This is a genomic window from Alteromonas sp. (assembly GCF_984505615.1).
Map to the genome: position 1 here is coordinate 18,216 of NZ_CFHOXV010000013.1, position 21,508 is coordinate 39,723.

The following is a 21,508-nucleotide window of genomic DNA, read 5'->3' on the forward strand; positions in this document are numbered from 1 at the left end:
CATATCCCTTCGTACCGGCGCATATGTTGCGCCGGTGCTTTTTCTGCTCCGTTAATCACGGCGTATACTGCGCTGCAGTTATCATGATATTAATGATAATGAATATCTTTTACATTTCTTAAGGGTGTTTATACTATTAGCGTTTAAATGATTAAGTGCACAGGACAAGTGCGCAAACCTGCTTTCAGGTCAATCCGGACGTTATGACAAATATCATTCTTTCCTGCGGGATCAGTGCCTTATCACTGGTTCTGCTTTATCTAAGCTGGCAGAAGCAACATCGTGTCTGGCTGTGGTTTTCTCTGCTCGCTTTCGCGGGATCTTTTTTCATGTGGAGCAGGGCAACCGGCTGGGAGACAGGCAGTGTGTTCGCCCTTTGTCTGCCTGCTATCGGAGTATGGCCGTTGATTTTAGCAAACCGGCAAACGCTGCCGTCACCTAAAAATCAGCCGGCACCCAAACCGTTGAGTTTCGTCAGAAGGGAGGTGTTGCAACACGCCGGCCACTATCTGGTGATCCTGATCGTGTTGTTAGTCGTCAGTTTACTGTCCAGTCTCGCTGTCAGTCTGGCGCTGCCCATGAAAGAAACAGGACAATTGGCTACCTGTATTGTGTTGTTGCCGGTTATCTGGGGCCTGCTGGGATATCACTACTTTGCCGTTGCATCAAAACCAAAAGCCCTGGCGCTTTACACAGTACTGGGTGCTCTCAGCGCTGCGTATCTTCTTTTCATTCCGGCATTTCAGGCAGTATCGGTATGAATAAAACAACAAAACAAGCTGCATTAAATGCCCATAGCTGGGTGGGTGTGTTTTTAAGTGTATTGCTGTTTCTGGTGTGCTGGTCCGGTACGCTGGCTGTGTTTCATCAGGAATTTGAACGCTGGGAGCAACCGGGTGTTACGGAACTGGAATCGGTATCAGGAGACGTAATTGATACCGCTATGGCTAATTTCCTTGCTGAACATAAAGAAGAAACTCATCATCTCTTCGTCGTTTTGCCAACCTCGAATATTCCCAGGCTTGTGGTTGAAAACGATCACACCGCCTGGTTTGCCGGTGCATCCGGTGAACTGCTGGAAGAGGAATCTGTGTCCTTCACTAAAATGCTGGTGGATTTGCACCTGTATCTCAATTTGCCGGCAAGCTGGGGCATGATTCTGGTGAGCGCGCTGGGTGCCATTATCGTCACGTTAGTGATAACCGGTATTGTGGCGCATAAACGCATCAAAAAGGATGCCTTCCGTTTACGACAGGGCGGAAACGGTCAGCAGTATCAAATTGATTTACATAACCGTTTCGGTTTGTGGGCATCACCGTTTCATCTGATCATTGGTATCACCGGTGCGTACTTTGGTCTGGCGGGTCTTGTGCTGGTGCTGGTCGCTCAATTGTATTTTGGTGGTGACCGTGATGCGGTGATAGAAAAGATTTTCACACCGGACCCTGAATTATCCCAGCCTGTTTCGACTCCGCAAATCGGTAAAGCCGTAGAACAGATGGCCACCATTGCCCCTGATAATCAGCTGATTTTCCTCACCGTGCATGAGGTGAATACACCGGAGCAGTTCATCGAAATTTATGCCAGAGTGCCGGGTAAAATGATTTACTCAGAGAATTACCGGTTTGACAGTGCGGGGAATTATCTCGGCGCAGCTGGTTATGCAGACGGGCACTGGGGCAAGCAGGTGGTTTACGCCATGTACCGTTTGCACTTCGGTGATTTTGCCGGTATTCCCTCTAAGCTGTTGTATTTTGTCCTTGGCATTATGCTTACCGTGTTATGTATTTCCGGTATGGAAATCTGGTTGGCGAAGAAGGCTAATCCGCCGCTGGCTACACGCTTGTGGCATTGTGTGGTGTGGGGAAGCGTATCAGCCCTGGCGCTTACTGCGCTGATTGATATGTTTGCTGCCATTCCGCTCATCCCTGTTTTCTGGATAGTGATGGCCCTCAACCTCACTCTTACGGTGGCGGTTAAGTCGCTGGATAAATCCGCCTGGCTGGGAATGTCGGCGCTGTCGGTGTTAGTGATGCTGTTCGCTTATGTCATCTGTCACGGCGGGGATGCCATGTCATTGCCGGCATTGCAACTGAACATACCTATGCTTGCTTATGTTGGCTGGGCATTACTCAGGTGTAAACAGTTAAGGGCGGGAACGAACTGAAACAGGAGGCTGATGCCTCCTGTTTTTTTATGTTTTTAGCGGGCTCTTTGCTGGCGCTGACCGGGTTTCCCTTTTGCGCCGTTTTTGCCTTTACCTGAGGTATTTTTTTCGCGGAAGCCTTTTGGCGGTAAACCGGTGTGCTTCGTTAAAGCCCGTTCACCCCGTTTGCCTTTTTGTGCCTTCTGGCGTTTCTCGCCGGCGGTTTCCGGCGGAACCAGATGCTGAGGGCCACGACCAATCAGATCTTCACGTCCCATTTTCTTCAGTGCTTCGCGGATTTGCGCAAAGTTCTTCGGATCATGGTATCGCAGCATCGCCTTGTGCAGACGACGGTGAATTTCACCTTTCGCCGAGGGTACCTGTTCACTGTCTTTATTGACCTTACGCAGCGAATTCACCCCGGTGTGATACATCGTGGTGGCTGTGGCCATAGGTGACGGATAAAAATTCTGTACCTGATCCAGCTTAAAGCGGTTTTCTTTCAGCCAGATTGCCAGGTTCAGCATATCTTCATCCGTTGTGCCCGGGTGAGAGGCGATAAAATAAGGGATCAGATATTGTTTCTTACCGGCTTCGGCAGAATACTTATCAAATAATTCTTTAAACCGGTAATAACTGCCCATACCGGGTTTCATCATCTTGCTGAGTGGCCCTTCCTCGGTATGCTCCGGCGCAATTTTCAGATAGCCACCGGTGTGATGAAGTGCCAGTTCTTTCACGTATTCAGGGTCTTCAACCGCCAGGTCGTAACGTACGCCGGACGCAATCAGCACCTTTTTGATGCCTGGTAATTCCCGTGCACGGCGATACAAATCGATAGTCGGCTTATGGTCGGTATCCATATGTGCACAGATAGACGGGTACACACAGGATGGACGGCGACAGGTAGCTTCCGCTTTGGCACTTTTACACCGCAGGCGGTACATGTTTGCCGTCGGGCCACCGAGATCGGAAATGACACCGGTAAAGCCCGGTACCTTATCGCGGATCTCTTCAATTTCACGAATGATAGAATCTTCAGAACGGCTCTGAATAATGCGGCCTTCGTGTTCTGTAATCGAACAGAATGTACAACCGCCGTAACAGCCACGCATGATATTAATGGAAAAACGAATCATGTCGTAAGCCGGTATTTTTGCATCACCGTAAACAGGGTGGGGGATACGCTGGTACGATAAATCAAATACCGCGTCCATTTCATCGGTTTCCAGCGGCATGGCCGGCGGATTAATCCAGATATGACGGTCGCCATGGCGTTGCATTAACGCACGGGCACAGCCGGGGTTGACTTCCTGATGCAGAATACGGGATGTATGGGCATAAAGTGCTTTGTTGTCTTTCACCACTTCATAAGCAGGCAGTTTGACATACACGTGTTCCCAGGGCTTGCGGCGTTCAACCGGCTGAATAACAACCCCTTTCGCTTCCGGTGCTTCAGAGGACGTTGTGTCTTCTTTATCACATTCCGGCAATTCCTGATAAGGCGAGGGGAGCGGGTCTATTTTGCCCGGGCGATCCAAAGAAGTGGAGTCGACACCCTGCCATTCCGGCAGTGCCTCTTTTACGATAATCGCTGTACCGCGCACATCACGGATATCAGCAATTTCTTCACCGGAGGCCAGTCTGTGGGTCACTTCAACCAGCGGGCGCTCGGCATTACCGAAAAATAACATGTCAGCTTTACTGTCAAACAGCACGGAACGTCTGACTTTTTCTGACCAGTAATCGTAGTGTGCAATCCGGCGAAGGCTGGCTTCAATACCGCCCACAATAACCGGTACGCCTTTAAAGGCTTCACGGCAGCGCTGGGAATACACGGTTACCGCACGATCAGGCCGTTTGCCGCCCACATTGCCGGGGGTATAAGCATCGTCATGGCGAATTTTTTTATCCGCGGTATAACGGTTGATCATGGAATCCATATTGCCGGCGGTCACGCCGAAATACAGATTGGGTTTTCCCAGTTTCATGAAGTCGTCTTTGCTGGTCCAGTCGGGCTGGGCAATAATGCCCACGCGGAAACCATGAGCTTCCAGTACCCGGCCGATCACCGCCATACCAAAACTGGGGTGATCCACGTACGCATCACCGGTGACCAGAATCACATCACAGCTGTCCCAGCCGAGCTCGTCCATCTCTTCCTTTGACATGGGTAAAAATGGCGCAGTACCGTAGCAATGAGCCCAGTACTTCGGATAGGAAAACAGGCCGCGGTCAGCCTTGATGGTAGCTTGCATGACAATAAACCGGAAAGAACAACGTAAAGGCGTAATTATATCAGCTACCCGCGGGGTGACGATAGTTAAATACAAAAAAGCGTGCCCGGTCCGGCACGCTTTTGCCGTGTTTCAACCCCCGGTTGCCACACGGCAGACCACATTGTTGCCTGCAGGCGGTTCAGGCGGTTCAGGCGGTTCAGGCGGTGGTATTAATGCCAATGCTGGAAGTGAGTCTGTCCATCAGAGATGCGGACGCAGAACCCAGTTGTTCATTGCTGGCATAGGTTTGTGTCTGGCTGTTACCCGGCGGTGGTGGTGGCATATCAGTCGCTGCTGACTGTCTGGCAGACTGCTGATCGTGCTTCTGCTGAAAAAAGCTTTCCAGATTGATGCCGTTTTCTTCGGCAAAAGCCTGCATGGTGGCCGGCGCGTTGGCGGCAAGGCTTTGCGCATCAAATTCGCCGGACGCTTCCATATCCATTATGCTCTGCATAAAGGCTTTTACATCTTCATCACTGCCGGATTCCGCCATGTATTCTGATAATGCATCCTGCTGAGGCGGCGGTGGCGGCGGGCTCTGGTTTGTAATCCCGTTAACGTTACTGGTGCCGGTCAGTGCGCCGGTTTGCATGGCACTGTTAAGTTGAGAAATTTCCATTAGGTTGCTCCTGTGGTCGATGCCCGAATTGGCATAATGTTAAAATAGCAACCTGTATTCCGGTGTGTGTCAGTATTGTGTAAAGGTGGGTAAAGCAGGCGTTGTCCAAGAAATTAGATGCTGTGATAGACTGCATTTTTAAAGAAAGCGTTTTCAGGAGACATTGTGGCTTACTGGCTGTTTAAATCAGAACCGGATGCATTTGGTATTGACGATCTTGCTTCCCGTCCGGATAAAACTGAGCCCTGGGACGGGGTCAGAAACTATCAGGCAAGAAATTTCATGCGCGATGAGGTGAAAGCCGGGGATTTGCTGTTTTTCTATCACTCAAGCTGCAAGAACGTTGGCATTGCCGGTGTTGCAGAAATTTCCCGTGATGCCTATCCCGATGCGAGTCAGTTCGATCCCGAAAGCAAATATTACGATCCTAAATCAGACCGTGATAACCCCCGCTGGGTTTGCGTGGATGTGACGTTTAAAGAGAAGTTTGCTTCGGTGCTGCCGCTGGCCACAATTAAAGCCATGCCGGAAATAGAGCAACTGGGTGTGGTTAAAAAAGGGCACCGTTTGTCGGTGATGCCCGTTGTACCGGATGAATGGGAAGCACTGTATGCAAAGGCAAAAGGTTCCCGTAAATAAACACCTGCGCTGCTAAATCCGCGCAGAGCAAGGTCAGGCCCGGCGTCAAAACCGGGTCAGCCTTATGTTAATAGAAACTGATGTCGTCCATTGACATCCATACTGAATCACCGGCTTTACCGTGCTTTCCGGTCTCCAGCATCAGCAACTGTGCACTGTCCAGTTTTCCGTCACAGAATGCACTGAAGGGTAACTGCACCGTTTGCCAGGCCGGGGTGGCTGAGAATGAGGTTTCACATTCGCCGCTGCCCGTTGTCAGGCTGACAAAATATGCTCCCTCGCCACGCACTGAAAGCGTGATGCCTTTATAAGCCGAAGCATCTACCGGAACTACAGCGCCCGGAGTAAAGTGCATCCGTACTGAAGCTTCCGGTTCTTCCTTATTAGACAAAGCAGCCTGCATGAAATAGGCATAGCCACTGCCATCTTCTTTCGGCACCCGCTGAGACAATGACCGGCTGTGTCCTACGCCGGTATCCCGGTGATTGATATACACCGTATTCAATGCCGTTCTGCCCGATGAAGACTCAAAATCATCAATCAATGCAGTGGCTTTTACCGCTGCCGGTAAGCCTTCGGGCTGCGGCGTGACAAGAGTGTTGTTACGCGCCTTCAGTTCGCCGTCAATCCAGACCTGTTCAACCTTGCGGGTATCTGAGATTGACTCCCAGGGTGTGCCGTCAATGATCACAAGATCAGCACGCTTACCGGCTTCCAGAGTCCCTCTGTCGTCCAGCAAGTTCAGGGCGGCAGCACTGTTTCTGGTTGCGGCAACCAGTGCCTGCTCCGGCGTCAGCCCTCCGGCAACTAAAAGCTCCATCTCACGGTGAGTGGAACTGCCGTGTGGTGTTTTAGGCATACCGGCGTCAGTCCCTGTTGCTACAGGAATGCCAGCTTCACTGAACAACTTTAAGTTGTACATAGAGTGTTTCTGACGGTTGTCTGCCATGGCCAGTGCTTCTTCGTCGTAATAAGCCTTTTTCGCTTCTGTGACTTCATACACCGCCAGGCTGGGCGAATAGGTCATGTTAGCTGACAGCATGGCCTGAACCAGTTCTTCATCTGCGTCGCCGTCCTGAACAGCATGTACCAGCACATCCACACCGGCACCGGCAGCTTTCTTCGCACGATCCACTGTTACCACGTGAGCCACAACAGGCAGACCCAGAGGGTGAGCAGCATCAGCCATGCCCTTCATGGTGAGTTCGTCCATGCTGGTATTTTCTTCCTTACGGCCATAGCGCCAGCCATCAGCAAATAATTTGATGAGATCGGGCTTATAGGGCGCCAGCGTTTTCATGGCAACAGCGGCATCTTCCGGAGTGGAAATTTTATACGTGGTGTGGTTATCTGCCCACATTGCGCCATGACCACCCGGTGTGCTCATTCTCGCAGCGAAAGCCACATGCGGGGCACTCAGGTTCGCCAGCCAGGCGCGCTTGGGTGCATAAGACTCTGGTGCAGAATGAAAATCGGTGACCGTGGTGACACCATGAATAACGTATTGCTCAGCAATGGCCGGAATAGAAGGAGGTTCACCACCCGGTGTCCAGTGCACGTGGATATCAAAAAAACCGGGTAACATGGCTTTGCCGCTGGCATCTATAACCTCAGCATTTCCCGCGTCACTGATGGAAGCGGCTATCTGACTGATGCGGCCGTCTTTTACCAGCACATCTGCAACGAAAGGTTTTTTACCCGTGCCGTCGAACAGCGTAGCCTGTTTAAAAAGGGTATCTGCACAGGCAGCGTTGAAAAGCGAAAAACAAAGAGAACCGGCCAGAACAAGAGATGAACCAGTTGGGCGTAAACGCATAATAACAATCCGTATTGTTTGCTCAAGCGTTGGCAGCGCGTGAAGCGGGTAGGGCGTCCTGACAAATCCGATATTTGCAGATGGCTAACGGATAACCTACAGGCTAAAGATAAATCGCTAATAAAATGCGTTCTGTGACATATAGGCTATACTTTTGTTGTAGAGATTGTGGTTGCAAAAAGTAGCCGCTGTTTTTTCTCAGGTAGCAGGGAAACACCTTGAATAATCACAGTACACCTATGTCAGCTCAGCCATTACTGAACAATCAGCTGGCCTTCACCGAATTGCTTTCAACACTGACCTCAAGATTAATCAATGTAAAACATGCTGAGCTGGATCCTCTGATAGAGCAGAGCCTTGGTGCATACGGAAAATTCCGTGGTGTTCAGCGGTGCTACCTGTTCCGTTTTTCTGCAGACAAAACCACCATGGCCAATACCCATGAATGGGTAGCAAGTGGTGTGCAGCCCTATAAGCAGCAATTGCAGGGCGTGGTAACAACAGAGCTCCCTTACTTTACCCGCGCCATTTTCTCTGAGCAGCTGTTCAGAATAAATGATGTTAGTGATCTGCCGGAGGAAGCCGCCGGAGAAAAGGCGGAGTTTCAGCGTGAAAATATCAGTTCTATTTTGTGTGTTGCCATTCGGATCAACGATGAGCTCACCGGATTTGTCGGGTGCGATGTGGTGGGTTCACCCTATGAGTGGCAGGACAACGACGTACGTTATCTTAAGCTCATCGGCGAAATTCTGAGTAATACACTGGAAAGTCAGGCAAACCGCATGGCCCTCGAACGGGTAAGTAACGAATTACTGGCCGCGAATCAAAAACTGGATGTACTGGCAAATTCAGACGGTCTGACCGGTATTGCCAACCGGCGCTTTTTCGACAACAGTTTGCAAAAGGCCATCCGCCGATGTGCCAGAAGCTGCAACACGTTAAACCTGGTCATGCTGGATGTGGATTTTTTTAAACAGTACAACGACACATACGGCCATGTGGCCGGTGACGAAGTACTGAAAAATATCAGTGAAGTATTGAGCAGGGTTGCCCGCAGACCGGATGATGTAGCAGCGCGGTATGGTGGAGAAGAATTTGCTGTACTGTTGCCCTGTATTCCCGCTGAAGAGGCGCACAGTATTACGCAAACGTTGCTGGATGAAATTACTGCGCTGGCAGTACCTTTTCCGGAGTCTGCAGTGAGCAATTTTATTACTGTCAGTGCGGGCATTGCGTCTTTGCGTTGCGACAAAAACACCAGGCCGGTAGAGCTTATACTGCTGGCAGACAAGGCCCTTTACCGTGCAAAGCAAAACGGCAGAAAAGGAATTGTCCACGGAGAAGTGAATAACACGCCCGGTTGATTCAGATCGGGTTTTAAGAAAAAAGCAGCCTTTACACCTTGATCCCCGACACCGAAAAGGAATAATACGTCACTCAGTTCATCTTCCGGAGTTTTCTGGTGAAATACCTTCCGTTTTTACCGTTATTTTTATTCGCTGCCCCCTCTTATGCAGCAACCGGCACCACCTTCATCGGCATGATCATCGTTGTGGTTTTTGTCACTATTATGCTGGTCCTTTATTTTCTCGTGGTAACCGAGGCCGGCAGCAAAAACAAAGACAACAATGACAGTGAGCAGGCTGCCCCGGCGGAAGAGAGCGGTAAAAAAGAGCGTTAATCCGCTGATTCAGCGTATTAGCACTATTTTGGCTATTTTCTGGTCCGCAAAGTATTCTCAGGTGAAGTTTACTAAGTGAAAAAGCCGTGAATCATGTATCCTTGGCAACTTCATAAAAAGTTGTCAGTTAAAGGTTATTCCCCGTTATGAGTTCAGATCAGGCAAAACGTCTTAATAAATACATCAGTGACACCGGTCACTGTTCCCGGCGCGAAGCAGATAAACTCATCGAACAAAAGCGGGTAACCATTAATGATAAGCTCCCGGAGCTGGGCACAAAAGTGGCGCCGGGGGATAAAGTCAAAGTCGACGGTAAACTCATAGGTGCGGTGGCTGCGGATAAATCAGACCGGATTTACATCATGTATAACAAACCGGTTGGTATTACCTGTACAACGGAACGTCACGTCAAAGGCAATATCATCGACGCGATAGGCCATAAAGAGCGGATATTCCCCATCGGTCGTCTCGACAAACCTTCTGAAGGCTTGATCCTGCTCACCAGTGATGGCGACATTGTGAATAAAATTCTGCGGGCAGAAAACGCCCACGATAAAGAATATGATGTGACTGTGAATCAGCCCATCAGCGGACGCTTTTTACAGAAAATGTCCCGTGGCGTACCCATCCTCGGCACAGTCACCAAACCCTGTCAGCTGGAATCCCGTGGCCGTGATCGCTTTACCATTATTCTGACTCAGGGATTAAACCGCCAAATCCGCCGAATGTGCGAATTCCTCGGCTATGAAGTCACCAAACTGAAACGCACCCGCATCATGCACCTCACTTTAGGCAATCTTCGACCGGGTCAGTGGCGTAACCTCACTGAAAAGGAACTGGATTTACTGAATAAAGCTGTTCAAGGGTCTAAGAAGACAGCGCCGGAAAAAACAGAGAAGTAAAGCTGCTTACACCGGAAATGAAAAAGGGACGTAACTCATTGATATTGAGCTACATCCCTTCGATGTTGGTGGGCTGGCGTAAGTTGAACTAATTAACTAAGATGTTGTTTTAAAACGGTTATGTTAAACTTGATTTATAGCCGTGTACCCTTCGATGTACCCATTAGTTAGCCTTGCCTGCATTTTTTTCTAAGTCACCTTTTAATTTCTGCCATAATTCCGTCCTCTGCAATTCGGCTGTGTATCGCTCGTGCTCTGGTATCAACGCTACGATTGCTGTAGTTCGGTACAGAGGAGCGGTGTAATAGCCTTCGACAAGGTTTTTCATGAGTAAATTATTAAAACTAAAAAAATATTTCCCTCTTACTAATGCCACGAATTATTTGTCCAACGTCCTAGAGGAGCAGGTTTCATTGGCAGACTTATATGAGCTTGCATTAGATGGCCATTTGGCAATCTCAATTCGCTTTCCTGAACAGACTTTCGCAACGGAAACGAATCTGGTTTCAGATAAAGATTCAGAAGCTAGGCAAACTAAGGCGGAGACTGTCCTGCCAACTAACAATGAAAAACAGATTCACTACATTAATGGAACCTATGATCTGGCGATGATTGGGTTAGAGAAGTATGAAATCAGGAAACTTCTCCAGCGTGAAACCGGCGGCCCAGTTCCAACGTTAGCTGAAATGAATGGGTACTTTATCAAGGGCGATGCTAGCGTATATCAATTACTAAAAACTCTCCCTGTATCTAAAAACGAGGAAATACAGAAAGCCGTTGAGACAGAACTTGAAGCACTGCTTATTTCTAAGGGAACTTCAATTCAAAGTTTGCGTGATAATCCCAGCGCTATATTTGAGCAATTCGATAGTGAAGAGATTGAACAAGTTATGGGACTTCTCAATCCTTTCGAAGTCGAGCAGGATGGTACATATCTGCTTTCTCTAGAAGATACCAACTATCAGCTTGTTGTCAGACGTGAAGAACTTGATCGCTTTATCGCTGAGCTGGAACAAGCATCAATGGTAGCTATGGAAGAAAAGAGGTTACACCCGCCAGAAAAAAGGAGCCTTCTTAAGTTTATCGGTATCTTGTTACATGCTCAGAAGATTGAGCCGACCCAGAAAGGTATTTCATCTGCTTTCAGGCTGATGAGCCAGCAAGCGGGAATCAGTCTTAGCGACAATACCATTCGGAAAATCCTTGAAGAAACTGCGGATGTATTGGACTGAGATGACAGGCTAGTGAATGCATAGCCGATAACAAAAGCAGAATTGGTAGGCTTTAACTTTAACAGTTCTGCTCTTGATAGGTAGTTAATAAAGTCTTAGTGAAATTGATTTCTGCCCTTCTGAAAAGATACAAAATTCTGTATTAAGCAAGCTTAAGCCATTTGCTTTACGAAGACTTAATTTGATTGCCGCTGCCAAACTGAAAGCATCTGTAACCCAATGCGAAAATGGAAATGCCAAACAACGCCAAGGTCGCCGGAGCACTAACCGTCACCGCGCTTGATTTGCGTTCTTGGTTAGTTAAAACAGCTTCTCCAGAACCCCAAAGACCACTATAGTTAAAGATGCTTTCATTTATGAGTTGATAGTTCTGATATTCGACATACTGTGTATATCCCTCTATACCAAATGATGCCGTCACAGGATTTTCAGCAAGGAAATCTGTGAAATCTGTAAGCGTAGATGCGGTTGGATCTTCTGCATCTAACAGGTCAAAGTATTCATGTGCACTGAAGTTAAAATACGTGCTGTATAGCTTTTGCGTCTCAGTAAAATTCCCATTATTGCGGTCGCCAGTTATTATTGACTCCGTCACAGTAGTAACACTGACGTGGAGATTCGATCCGTTCTCAATCATATCGAATCGGCCATCAGGCTTAGAGTCGAATAAAATGTCTGTGAAATGCAGTCTTGATGATTCGAAAGCATTTTGCGATTGGTAGCTCATTATTTCGTCGATCAAAATACTCTCGTAGCTATAAGAAAGCGAGCTCGCGTCAAATTGTGTGTTACTTGATACGTACCTAAAATTTTCATCATCCATATCAACATTTGAATAAAAAACGCCGTTTACAAAATTTAAATCATAATTAAGTTCAAACTTCATCGGTCCGGTGAATTCATTGTTATCTATATAGTTGAATTCGGTACCCTGATGATTCAACGAATAAGTGTCAATTGTGAATTCTTGAGTGAGTACGTCAGCATGTAGGCCAACTGACGCCATTGTCAGTGCTAAGAAATAAGAAATACGCATTAGTTTCGCTCCAACCTACGCTCAGTAGTAAAAATGACAACTGAGTACATCCATGAAAGGCCCACTATTGTGAGGTTATAGAATTTACAAATCAACTTGCTAGGCCATCGCTTTAAATCCCATATTTGGATTCAAGTCCTTTCAACCGACACCCTATTTGTGGTTCGCCAAAAACTCATATGAGTTTTTGCTTTCCTCATATGAGTTTTTGAACCTAACTTTCGTCGTAACCTCTCGGTCATCCAATAACAAACCAAGAGGACTAACTATGTCTCATAAAATCATGCGGTTACCCGAGGTCATTCACATGACTGGTTTATCGCGAAGCACAATCTATTTACGCATGGCCAAGGGAAGTTTCCCGCTCACCATTTCACTTGGAGAACGAGCTGTTGGTTGGCTTCTCAGCGATATTGAAGAGTGGCTTGATGCTCGTGTTGTTGCATCTAAGGCGGTGGATAATGTCTAGGCGTAATACCATCAGCCGAATAAAAGGTAATCGCAACCTTACGGTTATCGATGTCAGTGAAACGCTTAGCGTTCATCCAAAAACAGTAAGAAATTGGATTCGTGCAGGTTTACCAGTTGTAGATACAAATAGACCTCTGTTGATAAATGGGTCTGATCTGAAAGTTTATTTAAAGCAGAAAAGAAATGCGATTAGATTCAACTGCGGTAAGCATGAAATGAGCTGTTTTCGATGCCAAGGTGCTGCTAAGCCAAGTATTGAGTCAGTTCTTTTTATAGCCCAGCCTGCAGGGATGGCTCTCATGAAAGGAGTCTGTGAAGAATGCGGATGTAAAATGAATAAGTATGTGTCGTGGCGGGATGTGAATGAAATCTGGCTAGAACCTGGCTGGCGCTTTTCGAACGTCAGGAGCAAAGCGGATTATCAGCGGTGGCATTCTGCCGTCAGCATCAGATTAACATTCAGACGTTTTATGCCAGACGCAGTGACATCCGGCTTCATCAAACCAGCAATAAGTTTGTTCACGTTAAACGCGAAGTCACCACGTTTGAATCCCGTATTGAAGATAACACGCAGACCCTTTCTCTGGAATGTGCTTCTTCGACATTGCGTTTACCCGCCAATGTCAGCCCCCACTGGCTGGCCAGCCTGATGAAGGCGCTGAACGAATGAAGATGTTCGTCGAGCCTGCTGACATTTATCTTTATCTGGATAATGTCGACTTCCGTAAGTCCATCAACGGCCTGATTGTCGTGGTGGAACAGCAGATGGAATTGAATCCGTTCCGGGATGCGCTGTTTGTCTTCTGCAATAAAAAGCGGGACAAGCTGAAGGTATTGTACTGGGATAAAACCGGCTTTGCCCTGTGGTACAAACGCCTGGAGAAACATCGTTTCAAATGGCCAGCGGACTGCGAATTACGTCAGATGCACCTGAGTGAACAGCAGTTGCAATGGTTGTTATCCGGCTTCGATGTGATAGGACACACGCCGTTGAAATACACGGCGTCCGGCTTATAACTGGTGCTCATAAGCAGTATTTATCGATCACGAAATAGTCTGAATAATATCGGGCAATCAATACGTTATTGCGTGATAATTATGTCATGAATATTGATATCGAGAATTTACCAGACGACCCGGCGACATTGAAAAAAATGTTATCGCAGGTGATGGCGCGTTATCAATATCTCGAAGAGCAATTCCGCATCGCACAGCAAAAACAGTTTGGTAAAAGTACTGAGGGCCACCCCGGTCAGGGCGAACTGTTTAATGAGGCGGAAGAACTGGCTGTTGATGTTGAAATGCCAGAGCAGGAAACCATCAGCTACACACGCAATAAGCCTAAGCGTAAACCATTGCCTGAGGACTTGCCGCGTGAAGTCATCGTCCACGATATCCCTGATGAAGATAAAGTCTGTGGTTGCTGCGCTGGCACGCTGCACTGCATCGGTGAAGATAAGTCTGAGAAGCTTCAGTTCATTCCTGCTCAGGTGAAAGTGATTGAACATGTACGTCCGAAGTATGCGTGCCGTACCTGCGAAAAAGAGGGTATCAGCAATACGGTGAAACAAGCGCCGGTACCACATAGCGTTATCCCCAAAGGCTATGCAACGCCGAGCCTGTTGAGTCAGATAATCACCAGCAAATATCAGTATGGTCTGCCACTTTACCGGCAGGAAGCTATGTTCAAACAGCATGGCATCGAACTCAGCCGTAAAACCATGGCAGACTGGATAATCCGTTGTGCTGAGTTATTTAAGCCGCTTTATGACCAGCTTCATCAACATCTGCTACAACAACCGGTTATCCAGGCGGATGAAACCACGTTGAAGGTTGTCGATTCTGACAAAACGACCAGTTACATGTGGCTGTATGCAACCGGAGCGGACTCACCGCAAGCGACCATCACCGGTTCTGCGATACCTAACATCGTGCTGTACGATTATCACAATAGTCGTGCCGGGCGATGTGCCGTGGACTTCCTTGATGGTTATAGCGGATATCTGCAAGTGGATGGCTATCAGGGCTACGAACAAACGCAGGCCACCTTAGTCGGTTGCTGGGCCCATGCCAGACGCAAGTTCATGGAAGCGAAAAAAGGCGCTGGCAGTAAAGGCAGTGGCAAAGCTGATTGGGCACTGAACCACATACAGAAGCTCTACCGTGTCGAGACGCAGTTAAAAGAAGAAAACGCAGCAACCCGCTATACACAACGACAAGAAAAGAGCCTGCCGCTACTTAATCAACTTGAAACCTGGCTGACAAAATCAGCCCAACAGGTATTACCGAAAACAAAACTCGGCGAGGCAATACAGTACTGCCTCAACCAGTGGCATAAACTGATTCGTTACACACTCGATGGCCATCTAGCCATCGACAACAACCGCGCTGAGCGAGCCATTAAACCGTTCGTTATAGGCAGAAAAAACTGGCTGTTCAGCCAGACCGCAACCGGTGCCAATGCCAGCGCCATCCTCTACAGCATCATCGAAACGGCGAAAGCCAACGACCTCAATGTGTTCGAGTATGTCATGAACTGCCTGGAGCAGCTCAGCAAGCCCGACACCGATATCGGGCAGTTACTACCAAGGCAGTTTGCTAAACGATAGGTGGGATTACCGGACGTTTACAGTACTGCCTTAATAAATGGCATAAGCTGAAGCGTTACACACTCGATGGCCATCTCGCCATCGACAATAATCGCGCTGAGCGCGCGATTAAACCGTTCGTCATCGGCAGAAAAAACTGGTTGTTTAGCCAGACCGCCACAGGTGCAAACGCCAGTGCTGTTCTCTACAGCATCATCGAAACGGCAAAGGCCAACGACCTGAATGTGTTCGAGTATGTGATGACTTGCCTTGAGGAACTAAGCAAGCCTAACGTCGATATCGAGCAACTTCTACCATGGCAGTTTACTGAGCGCTAGGTGGTATTAGCGGACGCTTACGTTGTACTAGCCAGTGAACGCAGTCCGTGACTAACTAAACGTCCGGCAAAGCCCATGCGTTTTAGAGCCATATTTGCTGTTTGACTGTTACACGGTCTCTTGGGATCACGGTCAGAAGGGAATATAAACTCACGATGGCCGCTAATAGGCTTCATGACTTCAAGTAAACCCAGCATTTGGTCAGTGAGGGGAATACGGTGGTCTCTGCGCTTTTTCATTCGCTCTGCAGGAATAGTCCAGACGCTATTATCCCAATCAATCTCTTTCCAGCTTGCGCCAGACGCTTCGCTAGGGCGTGTCATGGTATGAAGTTGCCATTCAATTAAGCAGCGTGTCGTTCTTTTAATACTGGCATTCGCAATCGCAGCCATGAGTTCCGGCAGTTCTGCAGGCTTAAGTGCTGCCATATTCTCTTTCTTGGGCTTTTTAAATGCTGCTTTGATTCCAACTAATGGATTGGCCTGTACCAGTCCACAATTGGTAGCGAAGTTCAGAATCTCGTTAAGGCGTTGAGACAGACGCTTCACGGTCTCCAAACTGCCTTTTGCTTCAATTGGCTTCAGTAATTCAATGATCTGCGGTGCAGTGATAGAACTTACCGGGACTCCAGCAATAGAGGGGAAGATGTGTAGTTCCAGAGAACGCCAGATATCGACAGCATAATCTGGTGTAACTTCGTCTTTTTTTATTTCAAACCATTCTTTAGAAACTTTGATGAAGGTGTGCTGGTGGACCGATTTATGTTCTTCTTGCTGGCGCTTGCGGTCTTCTTGAGGATCTATGGCTTGGGCTAGTAGCTCGTTGGCTTCAAGTGTCATCTTCCGAGCATTAGCTAGGGATAGGTCAGGGTACTTGCCCAAACTTAAGTTGGCTCGTTTACGGCTAGTGGGGCGATAGTAGTTAAAAATCCAATGCTTTGAACCATTCGGTTTAATGCGTAACCGCAGCCCGTCACCATCAAACAGGTTGTATTCTTTATCGCTTGGCTTCGCTGATTTGATTTCTTTATCGGTAAGACGTGTCGTTACTTTTGCCATGTTGGGTACACCAAATTAATCCAGTTTTTGCAGTGTACCCAATCGTGTACCTATAAATCAAAGAAGCCACGGGAAGCTAATGAACGTTAAAATACGCTAAGTTATTGATTTTACTGTTCTGCAGATAAAGAAAAAGACGTCCTAGGACGTCTTTAAACTATGAATTGGTGGAGCTGGCGGGATTTGAACCCGCGTCCAGAAAATGTCTACCTTTGGTACTACATGCTTAGTTTGTCTTTTATTTAACTACTTTAGACCCCGACAAACAGGGTTCCTGGTAGCTGTCCTGATACTATTTCGCGGTTCAACCTCAGGAGAGTTTCCCTCGCTAGTTTGCTTTAATGACCTTCCAAAATCCTGGCTAGCAGACAAAGCTTAGGTGGAAGGGCCTATGCCGGTTATTAAGCGGCTAGTGCGTAGTTTTCGTCGTTTGCGACTATTTAAATGCGGCTTTTTAAGAGGCAAACCGCTCCTCTGCATGCACCTCCAGCTTCCTAGATCCTGTCGAATCCTAATCAGCCCCGAGGGCTCCCCTTTCGGAGAATCATAAGTACTCACCTAACAAAACTGTGAGTGACAAATTTGGCTGGATTCTACCTGCAATCATAATGATTTACAACATGAATCCAGCATCACCGAAACCCATCTAAGTGGCAGGATAGTAAGCTTAGTTCGTTTTTAGCTGGCAAGTGGATCACTAGGGCTCACAAAACTCAGGAAATCTTTCGTGCGTAGAGGTCACCAAGTAGCGGTTTGAAAGGAGAATTGACATCGGAACACCAACTGCGGGTTTAGTGAATTTTCGTCAATGCATTGGTTATAGAGAAAATTGAGAGTTTGTTAATTGAAACAAAATAAAGGCTAGTTTCTGGCGAAATAATTTCCTATACTCTGGCTAAAACTTACATATTATCAGTAGTATTGCGACTCAAAATGGACTTTATCAGCCGCAAATTTTTAATTGTTGCCAGCGTTTTTATCTTGTTTCTGAGTGGTTGTAACAGTACGCCACCCACGTCAACTCGCGACACAAAAACCGTAAGTGCCAAAAGAATAGCCCTCAATGAAGCATTCGAGGCTCGTGGTTTTTATCTATCCTCTCTCAATAATATTAATTACCTCAACGCAAAACAGTGTGGTGATTATCAACTACAGAGTCATCGAGGTTCAATTCGTCATCCTGAAAACTCCGTAAATGCTGTTATCGACGCAATAGATAATGGTTTTGACGTTGTCGAAATCGATGTACGGGTCACCTTTGATGGCGTGTGGGTTGTTCATCACGATAAACAAACAGGTAGAGAAACGGGAACGATTGATAATAAGCGAAGAAAAATCGAACGAATCCGCTACGAAAAAGAGTGGGGCTACCTTCGTGCTCGTGATCAGAATTCGGGACAATTATTGAATGTTCTGCCGCCAGATTTTCGTACATTGGCTAAAGCGTTTGCGTCAATCGCGGGTTTGAGCAAAAAACTGAATATAGAGATCAAGTCCGATGCATCAACGAAAGAATTAGAAATGCTCGATTACTTGGCATTTAAGATCATCGGGCAAGGTCGCTATTTCTACTCCGGTCTGTCACTGAGAAATTTGGAGCGGATGCGCGACATAAATTCCCAGGTCTTTTTATCTTTTATCCAAAGTCCGGCAGAACAATCGATGAGGGTGTTAAAAGCCAAACTCGAAAAAGGGGCGTCTAGCGACAACATCTATCAGGATAATCAGGAAAGAATTGAAGACATCGCCGGGTTTGCTTTTCGCCGCTACAAGGAAAAGCGCTACGATTCTAGCTCCGGTATAAGTAAGCTTAAAAAAGCGCTGAAAAGAAATTTCGGACTGGCAATTGATATTCGTCAGTATGTGGGACAAGCAAGTCGCATTAAATCGCTAGTCAGCAGTTACGGGATACCCGTCGCAACATACACCATTAACGACCACGCTTATCACGCTAATTCACTATTCAAAATAGCCTCAAACTCAAGGCCCGATTCGGTCATTATTGATGACACACTTTACGGGTTCTGTAGCCAATATGGATTGCCTGCTATGCGGACTTATATCGGCTCTACCGACCATACTAAGCGTATCGCTCTGTTGCCTATTGATCTGGATTTGGAGCGTCTAGATGAAGTAGACACCTACTTTGATAATGGTCTTTACCCTGCACTCGGTGGCCAGCTCAAGACGATAAATAACGATGTGACAAGCCCTGCTTTTATCCCTGTTATGTTGGAACTTAAAGCAGGCCCGAAAGAGCGGGAGAGTGAAGTTGATCTAAAGACTGATCGGGCAGTTGAAGTTGATCTAAGGAATTCAAATGACGCCCCCTTCTTGTAAACCTACACTGTGGCGAGTATTTTTATTTGTTCTTAGCGTTGCTTATTTAATACCGGAAGCGATTTTTAACGCGCAACTGGTGTCACTTATTGGTCTTGGCACGCCACAAGACAGCCAACTGGAGCAATTGGAAGTGTATGGTCGCGCTATCTCAGGAATAGGCGCTACTTTACTTCTGGCTGATTTTCTTCCCGCTAGATATTTTCGGTCTGCGATATCAGGTTTTTCGATATTGTTCGCTTTAGCGTGTGTAGTATGGCCAACAGTTTATTTCGGTCAAAAAATTATAGTAGAGCGAGTACTTATCGCGTCTTCTTCAGCAGAACAACGCGAGCAAGCGGTGTTGAGTGCTGCTTTCAGGGACGCACTGGCGTTAAATGCCGTTTCGGTGACCGGGCTTGAGTACGATACCGAGTTACAAAACAGCTCCGAAAATCTCACCTTTTTAGCGTTATTTGGCGGGTTACTGTATGCCGACAATAAACTCGCCACCAATTTGGAAAACTACAAACATCAAATTGTCAGGCAATTTGTTCAAAAACAGACTTATCGCGACTTCGATCTGCATTATCAAGATTTTTCGAGCTTGTATGTGCAATTGTCGGAGAGCTACGAAGACTATGCCAAAGGATCGAATACCTACAACCAGAAATTGGCTGGCATACCGCAGCAAGAGAAAGAATATTGGCAAGCAATAGAGCAAAAAATTAATCAAGGCTGGAGTGATTATCAGCAAGCAACGAAAACATATGTCGCGCGGGCCGAGGCAAGGGCACAAAAATACGGTCCGCGGATTTTTGAATATCATAAACAGACAAATCAATGTTTGGAGCGTTATTCGAAATCTTCTCAAAGAGACCGCAGAACTCAGTGTATTGAGCGACTACAGGCCCGATATAAATCGGAGATAGATAAAGCGGGACTGGGATATGTTGAACCTAATTATTGGCTCATAGAAGAAGATGTGAGTGGGCTTGAAAATACCGCCAATACTGCTATTGCCGGCGTTATCACCGGAGGCTTATCGACCTTATTACAAGCGTTAAGCTTGGCCACGGGGGGAGACGGTGGAATAAAGGACAAGCGCTATAAGTACACCGATGATCCTACCCATTACCAGCGCAGAATTCTTGCTCATCCCAATTTTCAGGCCCAGTTCCAAAAAGATACGGGATATCCTATGGGAATTCCGGATTTGGGCGCTTTTCGGAATCATGATGAGACACAACAGCGAATCCGCAATACTCTGAAAACAAAAGGCTTGGCGCTGCCGGCAGACTGGCGGGTTGAACAACGTTTGGTATTCTCGCAAGCCGTTGCAAATAAAGTTAAAACCGACGCCGATGCAGGTTGGAACGATGCGATGCAGCGCAAAGGATTGTCGCTTCCTGTCAATTTGCAATGGCAGGATTTTCAGCTTCACCCCAGTGTTCAGAGTATAATTGCCCAGAAAATGGGCGATATGTATGTCGATAATGTTCACGCCGATTGGAGTCAGGTGAATTTTAAACAGTATGTGCTCGACCCCAACATCGAAAAACGAACGCTTCGCTACATTGACATGATTTCAGATGCCAGAGTGCATTTCGAAAACGGTGGTAAATATGCGGAAGCCGGTAAACAAGCGCTACGTTCTGTACTGATCCCGCCTATTTCAATGTTTTTAAGTTTGTTTTTAATCTGTCTAACAATTTTAAAGCTACCCATTAAAGCGTTTGAATTATTCAAGCCTGACTGGCAAGAGCACACGCCAAAATGGTCTAGGTGGGTTATAAAATCGATACCAATTTTGCTTATCTGTTTTTTGCCTTCACTTCTGGTGCAAAGCACATTTACGGCGCGAGCCGACAGTCCGGTAAACCACTTTTTGGAAAAGGTCGAAGAAAATGGTCATCCTGTGTTTTCGACTGTGCTTGGCTGGACTTTGTACGCTCAACCTATTCTTCATCCTTTGGGGTTATCGTTCGAAGCGCATACCGGCATTTACAAAAAAGTAGAGCCGTTAACCCACAAACTCGCGGGACTGGACGAGATATTGCCCATCACACCTAGCACTTCCAATGCTACCGAGCTGTCAGCAAGAGCAACGCAAAAACCGGTTCCTTTGACAATTATATCGAATGTCGAAGGGGCTGCGATCCGTATTATGAATATAAAACCAAAATATCAGGAAGGAATGTTGCTGGCGCCCGGTAACTACGAATTTGAAATCAGGGCAGCGGGTTACCAAACGTATCGTCGTTGGCACCGTATATCGGAAGATAACCACAATTTGGAAATCCCACTCGATGCACTGTAAAGCATAAACCAGTGCATCGGGTTTAGATTCAAAACGCGCGGTTAAGAGTGTTTTGGTGTCTGAC

18 protein-coding genes, 1 other RNA gene and 1 pseudogene are annotated in these 21,508 nt (G+C 47.1%); 14 read left to right on the forward strand and 6 right to left on the reverse strand.

Going from position 1 to position 21,508, the window contains the following annotated elements:
• Positions 1 to 203 precede the first annotated feature (203 nt).
• Both AC4PME_RS09650 and AC4PME_RS09655 read left to right on the forward strand, forming a co-directional pair.
• On the forward strand, positions 204 to 761 hold the full coding sequence (locus tag AC4PME_RS09650) for a hypothetical protein (RefSeq protein WP_491046121.1): 558 nt from the start codon (positions 204 to 206) through the stop codon (positions 759 to 761).
• Positions 758 to 2,167: a PepSY-associated TM helix domain-containing protein gene (locus AC4PME_RS09655; RefSeq protein ID WP_491046120.1), complete on the forward strand. Its 1,410-nt coding sequence runs from the start codon at positions 758 to 760 to the stop codon at positions 2,165 to 2,167. Before AC4PME_RS09650 ends, AC4PME_RS09655 begins: the two co-directional genes overlap by 4 nt.
• 35 nt (positions 2,168 to 2,202) lie before the next feature.
• Here AC4PME_RS09655 and AC4PME_RS09660 read toward each other — a convergent pair whose 3' ends face one another.
• Complete coding sequence (locus AC4PME_RS09660) at positions 2,203 to 4,404, reverse strand: YgiQ family radical SAM protein (RefSeq protein WP_491046119.1); 2,202 nt, start codon at positions 4,402 to 4,404, stop codon at positions 2,203 to 2,205.
• Between the two features lie 178 nt (positions 4,405 to 4,582).
• Positions 4,583 to 5,044: a hypothetical protein gene (locus tag AC4PME_RS09665; protein ID WP_491046118.1), complete on the reverse strand. Its 462-nt coding sequence runs from the start codon at positions 5,042 to 5,044 to the stop codon at positions 4,583 to 4,585.
• 165 nt (positions 5,045 to 5,209) lie between these two features.
• Here AC4PME_RS09665 and AC4PME_RS09670 point away from each other — a divergent pair, with 165 nt between their 5' ends.
• Positions 5,210 to 5,683, forward strand: coding sequence for an EVE domain-containing protein (locus AC4PME_RS09670; protein ID WP_491046117.1), 474 nt, complete (start codon positions 5,210 to 5,212; stop codon positions 5,681 to 5,683).
• Between the two features lie 67 nt (positions 5,684 to 5,750).
• Here the strand turns inward: AC4PME_RS09670 and AC4PME_RS09675 are convergent, their stop codons facing one another.
• A complete protein-coding gene (locus AC4PME_RS09675; protein WP_119501038.1) occupies positions 5,751 to 7,499 on the reverse strand; it encodes an amidohydrolase family protein in 1,749 nt (582 codons plus the stop codon).
• 218 nt (positions 7,500 to 7,717) lie between these two features.
• On the opposite strand from AC4PME_RS09675, the gene AC4PME_RS09680 reads away from it, so the two are divergent.
• From AC4PME_RS09680 to AC4PME_RS09695, 4 genes are all read left to right on the forward strand, one after another.
• A complete protein-coding gene (locus AC4PME_RS09680) occupies positions 7,718 to 8,863 on the forward strand; it encodes a sensor domain-containing diguanylate cyclase (RefSeq protein ID WP_491046116.1) in 1,146 nt (381 codons plus the stop codon).
• A 98-nt stretch (positions 8,864 to 8,961) separates the two neighbouring features.
• Positions 8,962 to 9,180, forward strand: coding sequence for a hypothetical protein (locus AC4PME_RS09685; RefSeq protein ID WP_491046115.1), 219 nt, complete (start codon positions 8,962 to 8,964; stop codon positions 9,178 to 9,180).
• 146 nt (positions 9,181 to 9,326) lie between these two features.
• The gene (rluF, locus tag AC4PME_RS09690; protein ID WP_349585881.1) at positions 9,327 to 10,082 is read left to right on the forward strand and encodes a 23S rRNA pseudouridine(2604) synthase RluF; all 756 of its coding nucleotides are present in this window, start codon (positions 9,327 to 9,329) and stop codon (positions 10,080 to 10,082) included.
• Positions 10,083 to 10,408: 326 nt separating this feature from the next.
• On the forward strand, positions 10,409 to 11,314 hold the full coding sequence (locus tag AC4PME_RS09695) for a hypothetical protein (protein ID WP_491046114.1): 906 nt from the start codon (positions 10,409 to 10,411) through the stop codon (positions 11,312 to 11,314).
• Between the two features lie 166 nt (positions 11,315 to 11,480).
• Here AC4PME_RS09695 and AC4PME_RS09700 read toward each other — a convergent pair whose 3' ends face one another.
• Positions 11,481 to 12,350, reverse strand: a complete 870-nt coding sequence (locus AC4PME_RS09700; protein ID WP_491046113.1) for a hypothetical protein — start codon at positions 12,348 to 12,350, stop codon at positions 11,481 to 11,483.
• Between the two features lie 268 nt (positions 12,351 to 12,618).
• Here AC4PME_RS09700 and AC4PME_RS09705 point away from each other — a divergent pair, with 268 nt between their 5' ends.
• The 5 genes and pseudogenes from AC4PME_RS09705 to AC4PME_RS09725 all read left to right on the forward strand — a co-directional run.
• A complete protein-coding gene (locus AC4PME_RS09705; RefSeq protein ID WP_491046112.1) occupies positions 12,619 to 12,819 on the forward strand; it encodes a helix-turn-helix transcriptional regulator in 201 nt (66 codons plus the stop codon).
• Between the two features lie 429 nt (positions 12,820 to 13,248).
• Positions 13,249 to 13,491, forward strand: a complete 243-nt coding sequence (locus AC4PME_RS09710) for an IS66 family insertion sequence element accessory protein TnpA (RefSeq protein ID WP_491046111.1) — start codon at positions 13,249 to 13,251, stop codon at positions 13,489 to 13,491.
• Positions 13,488 to 13,838, forward strand: coding sequence for an IS66 family insertion sequence element accessory protein TnpB (tnpB, locus tag AC4PME_RS09715; protein ID WP_491046110.1), 351 nt, complete (start codon positions 13,488 to 13,490; stop codon positions 13,836 to 13,838). The genes AC4PME_RS09710 and tnpB overlap by 4 nt, the downstream gene beginning before the upstream one ends.
• A gap of 86 nt (positions 13,839 to 13,924) precedes the next feature.
• Positions 13,925 to 15,430, forward strand: a complete 1,506-nt coding sequence (gene tnpC, locus AC4PME_RS09720) for an IS66 family transposase (RefSeq protein WP_491529576.1) — start codon at positions 13,925 to 13,927, stop codon at positions 15,428 to 15,430.
• 17 nt (positions 15,431 to 15,447) lie between these two features.
• Positions 15,448 to 15,747 (forward strand): annotated as a pseudogene (locus tag AC4PME_RS09725) (IS66 family transposase); the annotation flags it as partial.
• A gap of 17 nt (positions 15,748 to 15,764) precedes the next feature.
• Here the strand turns inward: AC4PME_RS09725 and AC4PME_RS09730 are convergent.
• Both AC4PME_RS09730 and ssrA read right to left on the reverse strand, forming a co-directional pair.
• Positions 15,765 to 16,805, reverse strand: coding sequence for an integrase arm-type DNA-binding domain-containing protein (locus AC4PME_RS09730; protein ID WP_491046108.1), 1,041 nt, complete (start codon positions 16,803 to 16,805; stop codon positions 15,765 to 15,767).
• 165 nt (positions 16,806 to 16,970) lie between these two features.
• Positions 16,971 to 17,328: a transfer-messenger RNA gene (gene ssrA / locus AC4PME_RS09735) on the reverse strand.
• 410 nt (positions 17,329 to 17,738) lie between these two features.
• Between ssrA and AC4PME_RS09740 the strand changes: the two genes are divergently transcribed.
• On the forward strand, positions 17,739 to 19,145 hold the full coding sequence (locus tag AC4PME_RS09740) for a glycerophosphodiester phosphodiesterase (RefSeq protein WP_119501052.1): 1,407 nt from the start codon (positions 17,739 to 17,741) through the stop codon (positions 19,143 to 19,145).
• Positions 19,126 to 21,444 (forward strand): carboxypeptidase regulatory-like domain-containing protein, encoded by a 2,319-nt coding sequence (locus tag AC4PME_RS09745; RefSeq protein ID WP_491046107.1) that lies wholly within the window; start codon positions 19,126 to 19,128, stop codon positions 21,442 to 21,444. Before AC4PME_RS09740 ends, AC4PME_RS09745 begins: the two co-directional genes overlap by 20 nt.
• The last annotated feature ends 64 nt before the right edge of the window (positions 21,445 to 21,508 follow it).